At 48.7% G+C, this 17,378-nt stretch carries 17 protein-coding genes and 1 tRNA gene; 17 read left to right on the top strand and 1 reads right to left on the bottom strand.

The window, feature by feature from the left end:
* The 8 genes from DXA36_RS05100 to DXA36_RS05060 all read left to right on the top strand — a co-directional run bounded on the left by DXA36_RS05100 (nucleotide 1) and on the right by DXA36_RS05060 (nucleotide 7,734).
* On the top strand, nucleotides 1-477 hold the full coding sequence (locus DXA36_RS05100) for a Fur family transcriptional regulator (protein ID WP_118676950.1): 477 nt from the start codon (nucleotides 1-3) through the stop codon (nucleotides 475-477).
* Entirely contained in the window at nucleotides 452-2,131 is a 1,680-nt protein-coding gene (locus DXA36_RS05095; RefSeq protein WP_182478936.1) for a ribonuclease J, read from the top strand. Before DXA36_RS05100 ends, DXA36_RS05095 begins: the two co-directional genes overlap by 26 nt.
* A gap of 3 nt (nucleotides 2,132-2,134) precedes the next feature.
* Nucleotides 2,135-2,479, top strand: a complete 345-nt coding sequence (locus DXA36_RS05090; RefSeq protein ID WP_147366547.1) for a YlbF family regulator — start codon at nucleotides 2,135-2,137, stop codon at nucleotides 2,477-2,479.
* An 18-nt stretch (nucleotides 2,480-2,497) separates the two neighbouring features.
* A complete protein-coding gene (locus DXA36_RS05085) occupies nucleotides 2,498-2,893 on the top strand; it encodes an endolytic transglycosylase MltG (RefSeq protein WP_118676946.1) in 396 nt (131 codons plus the stop codon).
* Nucleotides 2,880-3,587, top strand: coding sequence for an O-methyltransferase (locus DXA36_RS05080; protein ID WP_118676944.1), 708 nt, complete (start codon nucleotides 2,880-2,882; stop codon nucleotides 3,585-3,587). Before DXA36_RS05085 ends, DXA36_RS05080 begins: the two co-directional genes overlap by 14 nt.
* A gap of 11 nt (nucleotides 3,588-3,598) precedes the next feature.
* Nucleotides 3,599-4,849: a peptidase U32 family protein gene (locus DXA36_RS05075; protein ID WP_118676942.1), complete on the top strand. Its 1,251-nt coding sequence runs from the start codon at nucleotides 3,599-3,601 to the stop codon at nucleotides 4,847-4,849.
* A 503-nt stretch (nucleotides 4,850-5,352) separates the two neighbouring features.
* Entirely contained in the window at nucleotides 5,353-7,464 is a 2,112-nt protein-coding gene (locus tag DXA36_RS05070; RefSeq protein ID WP_118676940.1) for a glutamine synthetase III family protein, read from the top strand.
* Between the two features lie 198 nt (nucleotides 7,465-7,662).
* Nucleotides 7,663-7,734 (top strand) — tRNA-Gln (locus tag DXA36_RS05060).
* Nucleotides 7,735-7,810: 76 nt separating this feature from the next.
* On the opposite strand, the gene DXA36_RS05055 is transcribed toward DXA36_RS05060, so the two are convergent.
* Complete coding sequence (locus DXA36_RS05055; RefSeq protein ID WP_118676936.1) at nucleotides 7,811-8,200, bottom strand: helix-turn-helix transcriptional regulator; 390 nt, start codon at nucleotides 8,198-8,200, stop codon at nucleotides 7,811-7,813.
* Between the two features lie 207 nt (nucleotides 8,201-8,407).
* Here DXA36_RS05055 and DXA36_RS05050 point away from each other — a divergent pair, with 207 nt between their 5' ends.
* The 9 genes from DXA36_RS05050 (at nucleotide 8,408) to DXA36_RS05010 (ending at nucleotide 17,232) form a co-directional block, all read left to right on the top strand.
* Nucleotides 8,408-9,121, top strand: a complete 714-nt coding sequence (locus DXA36_RS05050; RefSeq protein WP_118676934.1) for an acyl-[acyl-carrier-protein] thioesterase — start codon at nucleotides 8,408-8,410, stop codon at nucleotides 9,119-9,121.
* A gap of 2 nt (nucleotides 9,122-9,123) precedes the next feature.
* Complete coding sequence (locus tag DXA36_RS05045) at nucleotides 9,124-9,969, top strand: CvfB family protein (RefSeq protein WP_330424978.1); 846 nt, start codon at nucleotides 9,124-9,126, stop codon at nucleotides 9,967-9,969.
* Nucleotides 9,970-9,978: 9 nt separating this feature from the next.
* A complete protein-coding gene (locus tag DXA36_RS05040) occupies nucleotides 9,979-10,896 on the top strand; it encodes a CPBP family intramembrane glutamic endopeptidase (protein WP_118676932.1) in 918 nt (305 codons plus the stop codon).
* Between the two features lie 133 nt (nucleotides 10,897-11,029).
* Complete coding sequence (locus DXA36_RS05035; protein ID WP_147366546.1) at nucleotides 11,030-11,710, top strand: hypothetical protein; 681 nt, start codon at nucleotides 11,030-11,032, stop codon at nucleotides 11,708-11,710.
* A 203-nt stretch (nucleotides 11,711-11,913) separates the two neighbouring features.
* Nucleotides 11,914-13,002 carry a PucR family transcriptional regulator gene (locus DXA36_RS05030; RefSeq protein ID WP_118676929.1) on the top strand — a complete coding sequence of 363 codons (1,089 nt, stop codon included), beginning with the start codon at nucleotides 11,914-11,916 and terminating at the stop codon, nucleotides 13,000-13,002.
* A gap of 91 nt (nucleotides 13,003-13,093) precedes the next feature.
* The gene (ftsE, locus tag DXA36_RS05025) at nucleotides 13,094-13,780 is read left to right on the top strand and encodes a cell division ATP-binding protein FtsE (RefSeq protein ID WP_118677137.1); all 687 of its coding nucleotides are present in this window, start codon (nucleotides 13,094-13,096) and stop codon (nucleotides 13,778-13,780) included.
* Nucleotides 13,770-14,669 carry a permease-like cell division protein FtsX gene (gene ftsX, locus DXA36_RS05020; RefSeq protein WP_118676927.1) on the top strand — a complete coding sequence of 300 codons (900 nt, stop codon included), beginning with the start codon at nucleotides 13,770-13,772 and terminating at the stop codon, nucleotides 14,667-14,669. Before ftsE ends, ftsX begins: the two co-directional genes overlap by 11 nt.
* Before the next feature lie 39 nt (nucleotides 14,670-14,708).
* Nucleotides 14,709-15,935, top strand: coding sequence for a murein hydrolase activator EnvC family protein (locus DXA36_RS05015; RefSeq protein WP_118676925.1), 1,227 nt, complete (start codon nucleotides 14,709-14,711; stop codon nucleotides 15,933-15,935).
* A 49-nt stretch (nucleotides 15,936-15,984) separates the two neighbouring features.
* The gene (locus DXA36_RS05010) at nucleotides 15,985-17,232 is read left to right on the top strand and encodes a S41 family peptidase (protein ID WP_118677135.1); all 1,248 of its coding nucleotides are present in this window, start codon (nucleotides 15,985-15,987) and stop codon (nucleotides 17,230-17,232) included.
* The last annotated feature ends 146 nt before the right edge of the window (nucleotides 17,233-17,378 follow it).

The raw sequence follows: 17,378 nt of genomic DNA, 5'->3' as shown, positions 1-17,378 counted from the left end.
ATGATTCTTGATGAAGAAAAAATAAAAGGGATACTGAAGCAAAAGGGACTGAAGGTAACACGTCAGCGTCTTCTTGTATTGGATGCGCTGGCATCCAGGCCCGGTTCCCATCTGACTGCTGAAGAAATATTTGATTTGGTAAAAGCAGGCAGTCCTGAAATAGGGCTGGCTACTGTTTATAGAACAATACAGTTATTTATGGAATTACATCTGATAGACCGGATAAACCTGGATGATGGATTTGTAAGGTATGAGATTGGCGATATGGGGACGAAAAAAAACTGCCATCACCATCATCACCTGATTTGTCTCTCTTGCGGCAGGGTCATGAGCGTGGAGGATGACCTGCTGGATGAGCTGGAGGCAGAAATTGCCAGGACGACAGGCTTTAAGGTTACCGATCATGAGGTGAAGCTCTACGGGTACTGTAAGGAATGTGGAGGTAATTTGATTGAAAAAAACAAAACAAGTGAATAATGAAGGCTCCAGGCTGAAAGTGATCCCTTTGGGAGGATTGGAGCAGATTGGGCTGAACATTACTGCCTTCGAATATGAAGACAGTATTGTTGTGGTGGACTGCGGTCTTTCTTTCCCCGATGATGATATGCTGGGAATTGATATGGTCATTCCGGATATCACCTATTTGAAGGACAACGTAGATAAAGTAAAAGGCTTTGTGATCACCCACGGACACGAAGACCATATCGGAGCGCTCCCCTATGTGCTGAAGCAGCTGAATATCCCCGTTTATGCTACGCGCCTTACTATGGGAATCATAGAGAATAAACTGAAGGAACATAACCTTCTTAACCATACAAAGAGAAAGGTTATTAAATTCGGTCAGTCCATCAACCTGGGACAGTTCCGGATTGAATTTATTAAGACAAACCACAGTATTGTGGATGCGGCAGCGCTTGCTATCTATTCGCCGGCAGGCACCGTCGTGCATACCGGAGACTTTAAGGTGGATTACACACCGGTATTCGGGGATGCCATCGATCTGCAGCGTTTTGCAGAAATCGGCAAAAAGGGCGTGCTGGCCCTGATGTGTGACAGCACCAATGCGGAACGGCATGGATTTACGCCTTCCGAGAGGACCCTGAGCCGTATTTTCGATACAATTTTCCATGAGCATCCCAACCAGAGGATTCTAATTGCCACCTTTGCGTCCAACGTGGACCGGGTGCAGCAGATTATTAATTCCGCGTATAAATATAACCGGAAGGTGGTAGTGGAAGGCCGGAGTATGGTGAATATCATTGATACCGCCATGAATCTGGGCTGCCTGAATATTCCGGAAAATACGCTGATCACTGTGGATCAGCTTAAGAATTACCCGGACGAGCGCACGGTAATCATTACCACGGGAAGCCAGGGCGAGAGCATGGCGGCCCTGAGCCGTATGGCGGGAAGCGCCCACAGGAAGATATCCATCACACCTAATGATGTTATTATTTTCTCATCCCATCCCATCCCCGGAAACGAGAAAGCGGTTACGAAGGTTATCAATGAGCTTTCCATGAAGGGTGCGGAGGTTATTTTCCAGGATGTCCATGTTTCCGGACATGCCTGCCAGGAAGAGATCAAACTGATTTATACGCTGGTCCATCCCAAATATGCGATCCCTATCCATGGAGAATTCAAGCACCGCAAGGCACAGGCCGGGTTGGCGGCGGATTTGGGAATCCCGAAAGAGAATATTTTCATGATCAACTCCGGGGATGTCCTGGAATTGGGCGGTGAAAAAGCCCAGGTTACAGGAAAGGTGCCTGTGGGAGCTATCCTTGTGGATGGTCTGGGTGTTGGAGATGTAGGCAATGTGGTTCTGCGGGATCGGCAGCATCTGGCGGAGGACGGCATCATGATCGTGGTCCTCGGGCTGGATTCCGCCAGCGGGCAGTTGGTGAGCGGACCGGATCTGGTATCCCGCGGTTTCGTATATGTGAAGGAATCGGATGCCCTGATGGAGGAGGCCAGAGTTCTGATGACAGATGTGCTGGATAACTGCATCGGACGCGGCTGCAGTGACTGGGGTAAGATCAAGTCTGCAGTAAAGGATTCCCTGGGTGATTTTATCTGGAAAAAAACAAAGCGCCGCCCCATGATACTTCCCATCATAATGGAAGTCTAGAATGTGAAAGGTTGTGTAGAAACGATGGAAGTACAGGAGGCTCTGGAGCAGCTTGCCCAGGCTGTAAAGGAATCTGAAGTTTACCGGGAATACCGCAGGCAGAGCGAGCGGGTGGATAATTCCGGTGATATGAGAGAAAAAATTGACGAATACCGGGTTCGTAACTTTGAATTACAAAATTCTGTCCAAACAGAAGATTTACTTGACAAGCTGGATGATTTTGAGAGAGAATATGAGAAATTCAGGGAAGACCCGTTGGTCGAAGAGTTCCTTGATGCCGAACTCGCTTTTTGCCGCATGATGCAGGAAATTGATGTGAAACTGGCGGAAGCGATGGATTTTGAGTAGAAAGGAAAGGAAACGTCAATGAAGAAAAAAGAGGCAGCGGGATTTGCTGTATATTCCGTGGTGAAAATTGTTGTAATAATCCTGGTGGTAATGGTTATTTACCGGCTCGGCAGCATGGCTTTTTCCTATGGGGAGAGAATCTTCGGAGAACCTCCCATGGAGGATGCGCCGGGTACGGATATCGTGATAACGGTAAGCAGTGAAGACAGCATGAAGGATATTGCTGAAAAAATGGAATCGGCAGGACTTATCCGGGATGCGGGGCTTTTCGTGCTTCAGGAAAAGCTGGCAGGGTATAAGGAGGGCGTAAAAGCCGGAACCTATACGCTGAATACATCAATGACACCGGAAGAAATGATACAGACCATGGCGGCCTCTTCGGATGAAGGAGACGCAGATAATGATAACGGATGAGCGCCTGACAGCCTTCATCAATTCTCTGGACACAGGGAATCCGGCATATCTGAATGAACTGGAAAAGGAAGCAAGAAAAACCAATGTGCCGATTATCCGCACAGAAACCCAAAGCCTGTTAAGGACGCTGATAGCGGTTAACAGGCCGGAACGGATTCTGGAGGTGGGAACGGCAGTTGGTTTTTCTGCGCTTTGTATGAGTGAATACGCGCCGGAGGGCTGTCAGATCACAACAATAGAAAAATATGAGAAACGAATCCCTGTGGCGCTGGAGAATTTCAGACGTTTTGGGAAAAGCGGCTGTATACATCTGATAGCGGGGGATGCGGCGCTGGCGCTGAAAAAGCTGGACGGCAGCTATGATTTTATATTTATGGATGCCGCCAAGGGGCAGTATATGAATTTCCTCCCGGATGTCCTGCGGCTTCTTCGTGAGGGAGGGATGATGGTTTCGGATAACGTGCTTCAGGACGGGGATATTCTGGAATCCAGGTATGCCGTGACCAGGCGTGACAGAACCATACATGCCAGAATGCGGGAGTATCTTTATGAATTGAAACATAACCCGGCGCTGGTGACCTCGGTGCTTCCGGTGGGAGACGGCGTAGCTGTGAGTGTTAAGGCTTCCCGGAACGGGTGTGGGATGCAGGAGCGGCAGCCCCGGGAGGAAGAGAGTAAGGAACCGGGTTCCTAAGGAGGAGATACATGAAGGATAAGAACAGGAAGCCGGAGCTTCTCATTCCGGCAAGCAACCTGGAAGTGCTGAAAACGGCGGTTATTTTTGGAGCCGATGCGGTATATATTGGAGGAGAAGCCTTTGGGCTGCGGGCAAAAGCAAAGAATTTTTCCCGGGAGGATATGGCGGAGGGAATCCGGTTTGCCCATGCGCATAGTACCAGGGTATATGTGACGGCCAATATCCTGGCCCATAACAGGGATTTGGACGGGGCAAGGGCGTATTTCCGGGAATTAAAGGAAATAGAGCCGGATGCGCTGATTATCTCGGATCCCGGCATGTTTACCCTTGCCAGGGAGGAATGGCCGGAGGTTGAAATCCATATTTCCACCCAGGCTAACAATACCAATTACATGACCTACCGTTTCTGGTGGGAGCAGGGAGCCAAAAGAGTGGTTTCCGCCAGAGAGCTTTCCCTTGCGGAAATAAAGGAAATCCGGGAAAAGATCCCTGAGGACATGGAAATAGAAAGCTTTGTTCACGGGGCCATGTGTATTTCCTATTCCGGAAGATGCCTTCTCAGCAATTATTTTACCGGTCGGGATGCCAATCAGGGGGAATGCACCCATCCCTGCCGCTGGAAATATGCAGTTATGGAGGAGAGCCGTCCGGGAGAGTATCTGCCGGTTTATGAGAATGAAAGAGGAACGTTTATCTTTAATTCCAGGGATCTGTGTATGATTGATTATATTCCGGAGCTGGCGGATGCCGGGATTGACAGTTTTAAAATAGAAGGAAGAATGAAAACCGCCTTGTACGTGGCAACTGTGGCCCGTACCTACAGGAAGGCTATTGATGATTACTTCCGGTCGGAGGAAGAATACCGCAAAAACCGGCCATGGTATCAGGCTGAAATTTCCAAGTGTACCTACCGGCAGTTTACCACCGGCTTTTATTTTGGAAAGCCCTCCGAAGAGGGCCAGATATACGACAGCAATACGTATGTGAATGAATATATCTATCTGGGTACCGTCGGGGAATGCAGGGAAGGCCTTACGAGAATCGAACAGAGGAATAAGTTCTGTACCGGGGACACTATTGAGATCATGAAACCGGACGGCAGGAATATTCCGGCCAGGGTGTTACGGATAGCAGATGAAGATGGAACGGAAATGGAAAGTGCGCCCCATCCCAAACAGGTTCTGTATCTGGAGCTGTCTGAAAACCCCGACAGATATGATATTCTCAGAGTGAAGAGCGGGACACCGGCAAACGGATAAGCCGGACCTGCGGGCGGCAGGTTTTGTAACCGTTCAGACAGGCTGCCAGGTTTTTTATTTTTTTAATGCAAGGGGAAAAAGTTGTGGTAATATAAATTGAAAAACCCGGCTTCCTTCCCCTTCATGATAAAAGATCCCTTATCCGAGCAAGCGAATTACGGTGTGAAAATTTTTAAAACTTTTACTTGCTTTTTTTAGAGTTTTAAGGTATCTTATAGAAAACGAAAGCAGTTTTCATATTGGCAGGTATCATGAACGAAGGTGTTCCAAAAGGGTTTTTGGGACATTTTTTTATGCAGAAAACTAAAGTGTGTTTGACGGTTCGTTTGCCCGCTTTGCGGAAAGCAATGTTCAAACACGCTCTGCGGGAGGCTTCCCGGCAGATTGAAATAAGCGATGCCTGCGGGCTGCAGACGTAAAAAAGCCGTAACTGCGAAGCTGCTGAACAGTTACAAAAAATCAGAGAAAGAGCCGTACTTCGCGGCGGCGGAATGGAGGATAAAATGAGCGAAGTTCTGAATGTGGAAGCAATTTTCGGTGAAAATGTATTCAACCTGGGAACTATGAGAGAACGTCTTCCCAAGAATGTATTCAAAGAGGTGAAGAAGGTTATGGACCAGGGCGGGGAGCTTTCCCTTGCTACCGCAGATATTGTGGCAAAAGCCATGAAAGACTGGGCTGTTGAAAACGGCGCAACCCATTATACCCACTGGTTCCAGCCGCTGACAGGTATTACTGCGGAAAAGCATGATTCCTTTATCGGGCATCCGGATGAAAACGGAAAAATGCTGATGGAATTTTCCGGAAAAGAGCTGATTAAAGGAGAACCGGATGCCTCTTCCTTCCCTTCCGGCGGCCTGCGCGCCACTTTTGAAGCCAGAGGATATACCGCATGGGATATTACGTCCCCGGCTTTTCTCAAGGAAGATGCCACGGGCGTAATTCTCTGCATTCCCACCGCCTTCTGTTCCTATACGGGTGAGGCGCTGGATAAAAAAACCCCCCTGTTGCGTTCCATGGAAGCCATAAGCGAACAGGCGCTGCGTATAGCGAAGCTTTTTGGAAACACGAGAGCGACCAAAGTGACGGCCTCTGTTGGTCCGGAACAGGAATATTTCCTGGTCGACCGTCAGAAATACTTGAAGAGACAGGATCTGATATTTGCAGGCCGTACCCTGTTCGGTGCACCGGCACCCAAGGGACAGGAGCTGGAGGATCATTACTTCGGCGTCATCAGGGAACGTATCGGTGCCTTCATGAAGGATCTGAATGTGGAGCTGTGGAAGCTGGGCGTGACGGCCAAGACGCAGCATAATGAAGTGGCTCCCGCACAGCATGAGCTGGCCCCGATTTACGAAACGGCCAATATTGCGGTGGATCACAACCAGATAATCATGGAAACAATGAAAAAAGTAGCGGAACGTCATGGCTTACGGTGCCTGCTGAATGAGAAGCCCTTTGCAGGCGTGAACGGATCCGGCAAACATAATAACTGGTCCATCACCACGGACGACGGCATGAATATGCTGGATCCCGGTGAAACCCCCAATGAAAACATACAGTTCCTGCTGGTTCTGGCTTGTATCCTGAAGGCTGTGGATATCCATGCGGATCTGCTCCGCCAGAGTGCGGCGGATGTGGGGAATGACCACAGACTGGGAGCCAATGAAGCGCCGCCGGCTATTATTTCCGTATTTTTAGGGGAACAGCTGGAAGATGTGGTAAGACAGCTGATTGAAACCGGAGAAGCCAAGTCCTGTCTCCTGGGCGGCAAGCTGATGACAGGGGTTTCCACCCTGCCGGATCTGCCGAAGGATGCCACAGACAGAAACCGGACATCGCCCTTTGCGTTTACCGGAAATAAATTTGAATTCCGTATGGTAGGTTCCGCAGATTCCATTGCAAGCCCCAATACCACACTGAATGCCATCGTCGCCGAAGCCTTCTGTGAAGCTGCCGATATCCTGGAAAAAGCGGATGACTTCGATATGGCTGTGCATGATTTGATTAAGCAGTACATGACAGAGCATCACCGGATTATTTTCAACGGGAACGGCTATTCCGACGAATGGGTGGCGGAAGCGGCGAGAAGAGGGCTTCCCAATATCAAATCCATGATTGAAGCCGCCAATACGCTGACCAAGGAAAAAGCGGTGCAGCTGTTTGAACGATTCCATATTTTTACGAGAGCCGAGCTGGAATCCCGGGAAGAAATTATATATGAGACATATGCAAAGAGTATTAATATCGAGGCTCTTACCATGATTGATATGGCTTCCAAGCAGATAATCCCTGCCGTGGTGGAATACAGCCGGAAGCTGGCGAAAACGGTCCTGGATGTGAAGGCGGCGGGCGTGGAGCCAGTGGTACAGTCGGAGCTTCTCGTAAAGGTAAACAGCAAGCTTACCGAAATGAAGGAAGCCCTGACCGTCCTGCAGAAGGAGGAAGCGGCGGCTTCTTCCATTGAGGATGTGAAGGAACAGGCATTCCGTTATAAGGATCTGGTGATGCCTGCCATGGATGCCCTGAGGGCGCCGGCAGACGAGCTGGAAATGATGATGGATAAGGAAGACTGGCCGTTCCCTACCTACGGCGATTTGATGTTTGAAGTATAGAGGTTCCTCAACCTTATGTGCGGCTCCGCTGGTCATCCGGCGGGGCCGGACGCCGAAAAGCTGCGGAAAAGGGCATTTTATACCGATTTATGCAGAAATTTAAAAATATGGAAAAATATAAAAAAAGTACTTGCAAAAGTGGTGGGAATCATATATAATCTATTCTTGCAAGCGGCTAAAAAAGCTTGTCCCAAATATAGGGCTATCGCCAAACGGTAAGGCAACGGACTCTGACTCCGTCATTTCAAGGTTCGAATCCTTGTAGCCCTGTTCAGAAAACCCGATGGAATATATCCATCGGGTTATTTTATATGTACCGGGCATAAAAATGTTGAAATAAGGACGCTTATTTTATCAAAGGAAGAATTTCCGTTATGAATTTTTCCAGAGCCAGAAGCTGTTCCTCCGACAGGCCGGTATCGGAGCACGAGCCAAATAACGGGAGAAGCCTCTCCAGCGTGTGCCTGGCAGAGGATTTTCTGGAGGAATCCACGGGAGTGAGCTCTACCAGATCCTGGATGCCTACCTGCAGTACGCTGCAGATCTTGATGATCTTGTCGATCTGAAAATGACGTTCTCCCCGCTCCAGCTGGCCGTAATACTGGGCTTCAATCCCTATGGCGGAAGCCAGATCGAACTGGGTCATTTTGCGCATGAGCCGATATTTTTTAACATTGCGGGAAATTTGAACAATTATTTGTTCTGTAGTGGTATTTGTCGTTTTTTCTGCCATCATGTGCCCTCCCTGTATAAAAAGAATAGAAGGAATCAAAATAAAAAAGAAGCGGCAATATGCTTTATGGCATATAGCTTATTGCATATATATCCTGAAATGAAGGGATGGGAACACCGGAAACAGAACAAAAGTTGAAAGTGCCGGGAACCTGGGGTATAATAGGTTTTCAGGATAAATGACAGAAAGGCCGTGAGGAGGCATAAATATATGTACACATTCCAAAGCAGGGTACGCTACAGCGAACTGGACCCGGAACGGAAATTAAGCATCGCATCGGTGGTGGATTATTTTCAGGACTGCTCCACTTTTCATTCAGAGCAGCTGGGGGTCGGAATCGATTATCTGGAAGAGCGGAACATGGTATGGGTGATGTCATACTGGCAGATTGTGATAGACAGATATCCCAAATTATGTGACAATATAACAGTCGGGACATATCCCTATGAATTTAAGGGGTTCATGGGGTATCGTAATTTTTTTATCAGGGATGAGGCCGGGGAAATCATTATCCGGGCGAATTCCATCTGGAGCCTGATGGACAGGAAGGCAGGAAGGCCGGTCCGTCCCACGGAGGAAATGCTGGCGGCCTACCGGCTGGAGCAGAAGCTGTCCATGGATTATGAGCCGCGCAAAATTGTCCTGCCTGCGGCAGGGATCCGGAAAGCGCCCTTTGTTGTGGCAAAGCAGCATCTGGATAGTAATCAGCATGTAAATAACGGGCAGTATATATATATGGCGCAGGACTATCTCCCCGGGGATTTTTCGATCGGGCAGATGCGGGCGGAATACAGAAAATCGGCTCTGCTTCATGATTGTATTGTGCCGGAGGTATTTGAACAGGAAAACCAGGTGAGCGTATCCCTCTGCGATGAGGAGGGACAGCCCTTTGCGGTTGTGGAGTTCAGGAAAAAGAAGCAGTGAGGATGAATATGCATATTGAATTGGGAAGAATGCAGGAACTGATGGTAGTAAAAAAAGTGGATTTCGGCGTCTATCTTGCGCCGGAGGATAACCGGGAGGAAAAGGTGCTCCTTCCCGGGAAACAAGTGCCGGAGGGCTGTGAAACAGGAGATTCCCTGACCGTGTTTGTGTACCGGGATTCCAAGGACCGTCTGATAGCCACCACCAAAGAGCCAAAGCTGAGCCTGGGTGAGGTAGCCGTGCTCACGGTTGCCCAGACCGGCAAATTCGGAGCCTTTCTGGACTGGGGGCTGGAAAAGGATCTGTTCCTGCCCTTTAAGGAACAGACAACCCATGTGCAGGAGGGGGACAGCTTTCCTGTGGTGCTTTATGTGGACAAGAGCGGCCGCCTGTGTGCCAGTATGAAAATATACCACTATCTGCAGACGGACAGCCCTTATCACAAGGATGACCAGGTAAGCGGCCATCTCTACGAAATCAGCCGCCAGTTCGGCGCCTTTGTTGCGGTTGACGACAGGTATTCCGCTTTGATACCGCCCAGGGAAATGTTCGGCGAACTGCGGGTGGGGGAACCGGTGCAGGCGAGAGTAATTGCGGTGCATGAGGACGGCAAGCTGGATTTGAGTATCAGGGACAAGTCTTACCGCATGATAGAAACGGATGCCCTGAAGGTATTGGAACTTATAGAGAGCTTCGACGGGGTGCTGCCTTTTAACGATAAGGCTTCACCGGAGGTTATCAAAAGAGAGACACAGATGAGCAAAAACGAATTTAAAAGAGCGGTGGGACATCTGCTGAAAAACGGACGCATAGAAATTACTGAAAAATCGATCAGAAAGATAAAATAGGAGCGATAAATGAATTACAGGAAAGTTAACTGGTGTTTTCTGGGGATAATTATGCTGCATCTGGGAGTGGTGGGCCTTCTGGTTGCCCTGCGCAATGTGTACAGCATGGGGATGGTGGCCAATCTGCTTGTCAGCGAACTGATATTGGCGGTGCCTGCCTTTCTTGCAGTGCTTGTGTCCAGGGAGAAGCCGAACCGGGTGCTGGGATTCCACAGGATGAAGCTGTCCTCCGTATTTATGATCATTCTGTATACGTTTCTGATGGGCCCGCTGACCACGCTGCTGAATGCGATCAGTATGCTTTTTGTGGATAATGCCGTGGTTTCCATCAGCGGTGAAGTGCTGAACCTGCCTTTCCTGCTGACCTTTTTCATGATGGCCATATTCGGGCCTGTCTGCGAGGAACTCTGCTTCCGTGGCGTGGTGTATAGAGGGTATCTGAAAAGCGGGAATGTAGCGGGGGCGGTGCTGCTGTCCTCTCTGTTGTTCGGACTGATGCATATGAATTTCAATCAGGCACCTTATGCCTTTGCCATCGGGGTTTCCATGGCGGTTCTGGTGGAGGCTACGGGCAGTCTCTGGTCCTCCGTGATCATGCATGTGGTATTCAATGCCCAGTCGGTTATCGCCATGTATTTTTACCTGAGATTTTACCCGAAGGTTTGGCTGGAACAGACACAGGCCGTTACGACGAATGACGATATGATAGCCGCCATCAGCGTTTATCTGGTGATAGCCGTGATAACGACTTCGCTGGCCGTATGTGTCCTTGTATGGCTGTGTAAGAACCAGGGCCGGGAAGAGTATATCCGCTGGCTTTGGAGGGAAAGAAAGTCCGGCCGGAAAAAAGGGAGGCTTGTAAGCGCTCCCCTTATCATTGCCGTCATCCTCTGTCTGGCGTACATGCTGCTGAATCTGTTCCTTTAAAATACCGCCGGTACGGGGCGGCAGCTATAGGAGCATATAGCGGGGTGCGTTGCGCGGAGTGGAATTATCTGCTATAATAACGGGAAGGAAAAAGCGGGGGGAGGTGCGGGCGCTATTCTGCCAGGGTGAAGGTATGCAGAAATATACAATATTAGGGATTACTTTATATGATTACGGGGCGCGGGAAGCGCTGCGCAATACGGACAGCTTCCTGCACAACGGGGCGCTTAATACGATTGCGTATATCTCCAGTTCCAATCTGGCCCAGGCTTCCAAGGACGAACAGCTGAAGGATTGCCTGGAGGCCATAGACATGACGGTGTGTACGGAACCGGATGTCCTGGAAGCGGCAGGAATTGCCGGGAGAAACAGGATCCGTGAAATAGACGAAAAAGTATATCTCAGGGAGCTGCTCAGAAAATTCGGAAGGAACCGGAACAGTGTATATCTTCTCGCGGATACGCAGGATAACCTGGAGGTGCTTGGAGAGATTGTTTCCGAGTACCAGGAAAATCTTCTGATAAAAGGCTGCGGCGTGTATGAGGATTTTGGATGCCAGCCGGAGCGGCTGGTAAATAATCTGAATGATCTGGCGCCGGATGTGGTGATTTCTAGGATGCCATGGCCGACAGACGTACATCTCATGCATGATTACGGGCATTTTGTGAATGCGGAGCTTTGGGTCTCCCTTCCTTTCGGGGCGGTGAGCTGGGTCAGGAATCCGTCTTTTCTGGCGCGTTTGAAGCGCAAACTCATCTATCAGGTTTTCACGCATAACGTAAATGAATATAATAAGAAAAAGACAGGGGACTAGCTCCTGTTTTTTTGTATAGGTTGACCAGCGCCTGAAAATGGGAAAAGCTGAAAAAAAAGCTTAAAAGTGCATAAAATTTTTGACTTTCCTATAGATCTTTTTGTGGTTTTCATTTAAAATGGAAAAAGGGTGTTACATTAGACAATTTCCCGGCGTGGGTAATGTTTGTGGAAATTGCATAGGAGAAGGAGCGGGGTAAGAATATGATATCAAATCAGGTATTGCAGACTACGATTGACGGACTGCGCAGTATTGCACGGGTCGAATTGTGTGTAGTGGATGTGGACGGCAAAATGATCGCAACAACATCCGAAGAAATGAGTAACTGTCTGGGAGCGGCCCAGGATTTTTCCAGGTCCCCTGCGGACAGCCAGGAGGTACAGGGTTATCAGTTCTTTAAGATCCTGGATGAGACACAGCTGGAATATATCCTTGTTATAGGCGGCGCCGGCGAAGATGTCTATATGATTGGAAAAATGGTCGCCTTCCAGATTCAGAGCCTTCTTGTGGCCTATAAAGAAAGGTTCGATAAGGATAACTTCATTAAAAACCTTCTTCTGGACAATCTGCTTCTGGTGGATATATACAGCAGGGCTAAAAAGCTCCATATCCCGACAGATGTGGCAAGGGTCGCCCTGATCATTGAATCGGACAATAACCGGGATAACAATGTTCTGGAAATTATGCGGGGCGGTTTCGGAAGCAACAATAAGGATTTTATTACGGCGGTGGATGAAAATAACGTGATCGTGGTAAAGGAGCTGGTGGAGCCGGATACGGGTAAGGAGATTGACCGGGCGGCAAAGGCCATTGATGATTTCCTGGATAAAGAAGGGATCACGGGTATCCGTATTGCCTACGGCACGATTGTAAAGGAAATCAAAGAAGTGAGCCGTTCTTACAAGGAAGCCAAAATGGCCCTTGATGTGGGAAAAATTTTCTTTGACGAACGCAATATTATCGCATACAATGAATTGGGTATAGGAAGGTTGATTTACCAGCTTCCCATTCCTCTCTGCAAGATGTTTATTAAGGAAATCTTCGGCGGGAAAAGCCCGGATGATTTTGATGAAGAAACCCTGACCACTATCAACAAGTTCTTTGAGAACAGCCTGAACGTATCGGAGACAAGCCGTCAGCTGTTCATCCACAGGAACACGCTTGTATACCGTCTGGATAAGCTTCAGAAAAGCACCGGCCTGGATTTAAGGGTATTCGAGGATGCCATTACCTTTAAAATCGCGCTGATGGTTGTAAAATACATGAAATATATGGAAACATTTGAATACTAGGCCGTTATGGTAAGGCCGGATAGTGAGGTGTATCGTTTTGGGACTTTTTGGTACGAAAAAGACAAAGAGAAGAATTAAGGAAGATGGTTCCCTGATAGTTCTCGACAGGGTGAGCAAGAGCTATTCCACAGGGGCGCCTGCATTAAACGGGGTTAATTTAAGAATAAAGAAAGGCGAATTTGTCTTTATCGTAGGTGACAGCGGTTCCGGAAAGTCCACACTTATCAAGCTTCTTCTGCGGGAGCTGACACCGACTTCCGGCACGATTCTGGTAAACGGGCAGAGCGTGGCGGATTTAAAGCCGCGGCAGATTCCGCGGTACCGTAGAAACCTTGGAATCGTTTTTCAGGATTTCCGTCTGCTCAAGGACAGGAATGTATATGAGAATGTGGCTTTTGCCCAGCGTATCATCCAGGTGCCCACCAAGGAAATCAAGAGGAATGTTCCGGCCATCCTCGCAACGGTGGGGCTTGCCGGGAAATACAAGGCAAAGCCCAAACAGCTTTCCGGAGGGGAGCAGCAGAGAGTGGCGCTGGCCAGGGCACTGATTAACAGACCGCCTATTTTGCTGGCCGATGAGCCTACCGGTAACCTGGATCCCAAGAACTCATGGGAAATCATGAAGCTTCTGGAGAAAATAAATGAAGGGGGAACCACAATACTGGTAGTAACCCATAACCGCGAGATTGTAAATGAAATGCGTAAGCGGGTTGTTACGATGAAGAAGGGTGTCATCGTAAGCGACGAAGAAAAAGGTGGTTATATCGATGAGAATTAGTACATTTTTTTATACCCTGAAGCAGGGCATTATCAATATTTTCCGTAATAAGTGGTTTTCGCTTGCTTCTGTGGCAACGATCAGCGCCTGTCTGTTTCTGTTCGGCTTGTTTTATGCGGTGATTACCAATTTCCAAAGTATTGTGAAATCGGCGGAGGAAGGCGTTTCCGTCACTATATTTTTCCAGCACGGCACCTCGGAGGAACAGATTATGGAAATCGGTTCCAAAATAGAAGCCAGGGATGAGGTGTCCAAAATAGAATATACCTCTCCGGATCAGGCATGGGAGTATTATAAGGAAAACTGGATACCGGAAGAATTTTCTGACGGCTTCCCGGATAATCCGCTGGAGAATTCCGCCAGCTACGCCATCTATATGAAGGATATATCCCAGCAGGCGGCTCTGGTCGAGTATCTGAACAGCATCCCGGAAATCCGGACGGTAAACCAGTCGGAGCTTGCGGCTTCCACACTGACAGGTGTGAATGCGCTGGTTGCCTATGTATCGGCAGGTATCATCCTGATTCTGCTTCTGGTTTCCGTATTCCTGATCAGCAATACGGTAACGATAGGTATTTCCGTGCGTAAGGAAGAAATCAGTATTATGAAATATATCGGGGCAACCGACTTTTTTGTAAGAGCGCCTTTTGTTATCGAGGGTATTCTCATCGGCATTTTCGGTTCTGCCCTTCCTTTGGGAACCATCTATGTATTGTATAACAAGGTAGTGGAATACATAGGAACCAAATTTTCCGTATTGTCCGGCCTGCTCAATTTCCTGCCTGTAAATACGGTATTTTCCACGTTGGCTCCTGTGGTGGTCGCTATTGGCGTAGGGATCGGTTTCCTGGGCAGTTTTATTACTGTCCGCAAGCATCTGCGTGTCTGATTTCCGGGCATGTCTGATGATACGGTACGGTGGTGGATTATGAAAAAAAACAAAAGAGTCATCAGCCTTGTGCTTGGTTTCGTCCTGTTTGTTACCTGGCTTGGCCCGGCGGTAGGGAGCGAAGCGGCCACCTCCAGTGAACTGGAGCAGAGCATCAAGGAAAAGGAATCGGCAATTTCCCAGGCACAGGAAGAGAAAAAACAACTGCAGACCACCATGTCTGATATCCAGGCCATGGTAGACAGCCTTGAAAGCTCCAAGAATGATCTGGAGGCGTATGTAAAGCAGCTGGACGGTAATCTGGCTGAGATACAGTCCAAAATCAACGAACTCAAGACGATGATTTCGGAAAAGGAAGAGGAGATCAAAGAGACGCAGCAAATGCTGGACGAGGCCATAGAGCGGGAAAAGGAACAGTATGCGGCCATGAAGGTACGGATACAGTATTCCTATGAAAAGGGCAATAACAATTATCTGGAAATGCTTTTAACTGCAAAAAGCTTCGGGGAGCTTCTGAATAATGCCAATTACATGGAAGAAATGAACGCCTATGATCAGAGGCAGCTGGAGGAATACCAGAAGAACCGGGAGCTGGTGGAAACCTGTAAGACGGCTCTGGAAGAGGAGCAGGAGGTTCTGGAACAGGCCAAAACGGAAGTGGAAAAGGAAGAGGCCGGCCTGGAGACCCTGATTTCCCAGAAGGAACAGCAGATCAGCGCGTATCAGGGAGATATCAGCAATAAGGAAGCGGCTATAAAGGATTATGAGGCGGATATCGCGGCGCAGAATTCCACGATTGCCGCGCTGGAAGCGGCTGCGGCTGCGGAACGCAAGCAGCTGGAGGAACTGAACAAACCCAAGGTGACCTACGACGGAGGCATGTTCCAGCTTCCGCTTACATCTTATAAGCGGATTTCCGATGAATACGGATACCGGATACATCCTACGCTGGGGGTTAAGAAATTCCATAATGGTGTGGATTTTGCGGCAGCGAGCGGCACCCCTATCCTGGCGGCTTACGGCGGTACGGTTGTAGGGGCGGCATATAACAGCTCTATGGGCAATTATGTGATGATCAACCATGGGGACGGGCTGTACACTATTTATATGCATGCTTCTGCCCTTTATGTATCACAGGGGCAGACGGTGAAAAAAGGGGATCAGATTGCGGCGGTAGGGTCCACCGGGCGTTCCACAGGACCTCATCTGCATTTCAGTGTGAGGGTGAACGGTGAATACGTAAATCCATGGAATTATTTAAAATAATTGGCAATATATTAAAACAGGACGTAATCGGACAGATAGGAGCATGGTAATGAATCACAAAAAGAGCTTCTGGGGAGGGGTAATTACAGGTGTTCTGGCAGTAGCGCTGGTATTGAGCGGTGTCTTTTTGGGACAGTCCGCATGGAATTTATATCAGTCGTCCAGGGCACAGGAAACTGCGGCACATAACGGAGAGGAAGGCGTGAGCAGCAACAGTGTGGCTAATCCGCAGACCATGAATAAGCTTCAGGTGCTGGAGGATACCATAAACAAGTATTATCTGGAGAATGTGGATGAGCAGACGCTGGAGAAGGGCGTATATGACGGCCTGGTGGAAGCTCTGGGGGATCCCTATTCCACTTATTATTCCTCAGAGGAACTTAAGGAACTGCAGGATAAGACAGAAGGGATTTATTATGGAATCGGTGCCTATGTGGGAATCGATGCGGATACCAGCCTCCCAAGGCTGACCGGTATTATTGAAGGAACGCCTGCACAGGAAAGCGGCCTGCGGGCAGGTGATCTTCTTTATAAGGTAGATGGAGAAGAGGTACAGGGGCTGGAGCTGACCCAGGTGGTGAGCAAGATCAAAGGGGAAGAAGGAACCTCGGTTCATCTGACCATCATCAGAGAAGGAGCCACGGATTATCTGGAGGTGGATGTGGTCCGCAGAAAAGTGGAAAGCCCTACGGTTAACCAGAAAATGCTGGACGGTGATATCGGCTATATCCAGATTACGGAATTTGATACGGTTACCCTGGATCAGTTTACGGAGGCTCTTGCAGTATGCAGAGGTTCAGGTATGAAAGGCCTGATTCTTGATTTACGCGGCAATCCCGGAGGTAACCTGAATACCGTGTGTGATATTGCCCGGGAAATTCTTCCGGAAGGCCTGATTGTCTATACGGAGGATAAGGACGGAAAGCGTTCGGAATATACCTGCGACGGGACAAGAGAAATGAAAGAGCCTCTCGTGGTGCTTGTTGACAGCGGAAGCGCAAGCGCGTCGGAAATCCTGGCGGGGGCTGTCAAGGATTATGGAATCGGTACCCTGGTAGGGACCACCACCTTTGGGAAAGGGATTGTACAGCGTATAATTTCCCTCAGTGACGGTTCGGCAGTGAAGCTGACAGTAAGTAACTATTATACCCCTAAGGGAAATAATATCCATAAGATCGGTATCGAGCCTGATGTGGAAGAAAAGTTTGATGCAGAAGCTTACTATAATGATAAAGTGGATAACCAGCTGAATAAGGCTATTGAAATTATGAATGAAAAGCTGGGGCAGGAGCAGTAACGCCCGTTGGGCCGGGCATGGGAGTTTACTTATTATGCGGAGCTGTGATACAATTAACAGAGTATCATAGCTCTGTATTTTTACATGTTCCGTTCTCGGACTCAACAGGACGGAGAGCAGGATAAAAGCGGCCTTATTTAGGAGAA

This window comes from Eisenbergiella sp. OF01-20 (assembly GCF_003478085.1).
Taxonomy (GTDB): Bacteria; Bacillota; Clostridia; order Lachnospirales; family Lachnospiraceae; genus Eisenbergiella.
Note: the sequence above shows the minus strand (reverse complement) of the source record. Positions and strands in the feature narration are given on the sequence as shown.